A 1,607-nucleotide genomic window follows, 5' to 3' on the forward strand; every position below is an offset into this window, starting at 1 on the left:
CCGTCAAAGGCAAGACACGTCTTGTGGAGGTGATCGCGGCGCTTGTCCGGCAGGCCGCCGCGACTGAGGCCTTTTGATTCCACCCTGAAAGGGCAGCAGACGGCACGGGCATCCGCCGCCAGCACGGCTCGCAACCCTCGTGGTGGTTGCTTGTCACGCTCCGGGAACGGGCGCGCCAGGCTCGATGAGTCCCTGTCGTTTGAGATCGGCCCAAAGGGTTGGCGGAATATCCTCCCTGAGATAGGCCAGATTCTCCTTCAGCTCATCGGCAGACCTTGCACCCGGGATGACACTCGACACCAGGGGATGGCCGAGCGGGAAATGCAGCGCCGCCGCCGGCAGCGAAACCTTGTGGCTGGCGCACACCGCCTCGATGCGGCGGACGCGTTCGAGCACCGGCTCGGGAGCCGGCCTGGTGTTGAAGGTCGCGCCCTTGACCGCGCCCGTCGCCAGGATGCCGGAATTGTAGGGGCCGCCGATAATGATCCTCGTGCCGCGCTGTTCACAGAGCGGCAGCAGGGTCGCCAGTGGCTCCTGTTCGAGCAACGTGTAGCGGCCGGCGAGCAGGAAATAATCGAAGGCGCCGGCAACGACGAAATCGGACAGCATCTGCCATTGGTTGATGCCGACGCCGACCGCCTTGATGACGCCTTGCGAGCGCAGTTCGTCGAGCGCTGGATAGGCGCCGTCCATGGCTTCCCGGAAGCGGCTCCGGGCATAGGGATCCTCGCCGGGGCCGAAATGAATGGCCTCGTCGGGATCGTGGATCGAAACCATGTCGACATAGTCGGTGTCCAGCCGCTTCAGCGTGCCCTCGAGCGAACGCATCACCGCATCGCGCGAATAGTCGAACTCGGCGCGGAAGGAGCCGGGCTGGTCCCACAGCGCCGGCTTCAATTCTTCGGGCGGGATCGGCACGAGGTCGTAGCCGATCTTCGACGAGATGACGATGTCCGCGCGGGGCAGCGACTTGATGGCAAGGCCCAGACGCGTCTCGCTGACGCCAAAGCCATAGACAGGTGCGGTGTCGAAATAGCGGATGCCATTTTCATAGGCCGCCTGCACAGTCTTCACCGCCGCATCGGTGTCGACGGCGCGGTACATGTTGCCGAGCCCCGTGCCACCGAGCCCGATCGTCGTCACCTTCAGGCCGCCCTTGCTAACAGCCCTGAATTCGATTTCAGCCATTTTCTCTTCCTGTAATCCCTGATCGTCCATTTGTGCCGCCCAGAAGGCCGCCTTCGCGCCATTAGGCCGCAGAGGGCCGTCCTGAACTCGGCGGCGAAAAAGCATTGACACAAAAGTTGTCATATAACAATGTAACCGGATGACAATTGTAGCGATGCCTACAAAGCGACAACGGAGGAACGCATGGACGACGAGACGAAAAATCTGATGGAGATGGTGAATGCCGGCATCAGCCGGCGCAGCGCTTTCGCGCTGGCCGGAAAACTCGGCCTTGGCGCAGCCGGCCTCGCCAGCGGACTGGGTGCTGGTCTTGTCGGCGGCATCAGCGCGGCACGAGCAGCGGATTCATCGCCCGGCCTGCCGAAGAAGCCCTACAAATTCCACTTCGTCTGCCACGTGACGCTCGACCAGTTCTTCAC

General features: G+C 62.8%; 2 protein-coding genes. One reads left to right on the top strand and one right to left on the bottom strand.

Going from position 1 to position 1,607, the window contains the following annotated elements; all coding sequences use genetic code 11:
* Positions 1 to 153: 153 nt before the first annotated feature.
* A complete protein-coding gene (locus EN879_RS35160) occupies positions 154 to 1,188 on the bottom strand; it encodes an aldo/keto reductase (protein WP_063170656.1) in 1,035 nt (344 codons plus the stop codon).
* A 183-nt stretch (positions 1,189 to 1,371) separates the two neighbouring features.
* Between EN879_RS35160 and EN879_RS35165 the strand changes: the two genes are divergently transcribed.
* Positions 1,372 to 1,607: hypothetical protein (locus tag EN879_RS35165; RefSeq protein ID WP_164774809.1), on the top strand; the 236-nt coding region annotated here is incomplete at its 3' end.

Origin of the sequence: Mesorhizobium sp. M7A.F.Ca.AU.002.02.1.1 (assembly GCF_003998535.1) — a bacterium.
Lineage (GTDB): Bacteria > Pseudomonadota > Alphaproteobacteria > Rhizobiales > Rhizobiaceae > Mesorhizobium > Mesorhizobium ciceri.

Excerpts from the sequence above, each read along its gene's own strand:
- EN879_RS35160 (WP_063170656.1), bottom strand. The coding sequence starts at position 1,188 with ATGGCTGAAATCGAATTCAGGGCTGTTAGCAAGGGCGGCCTGAAGGTG.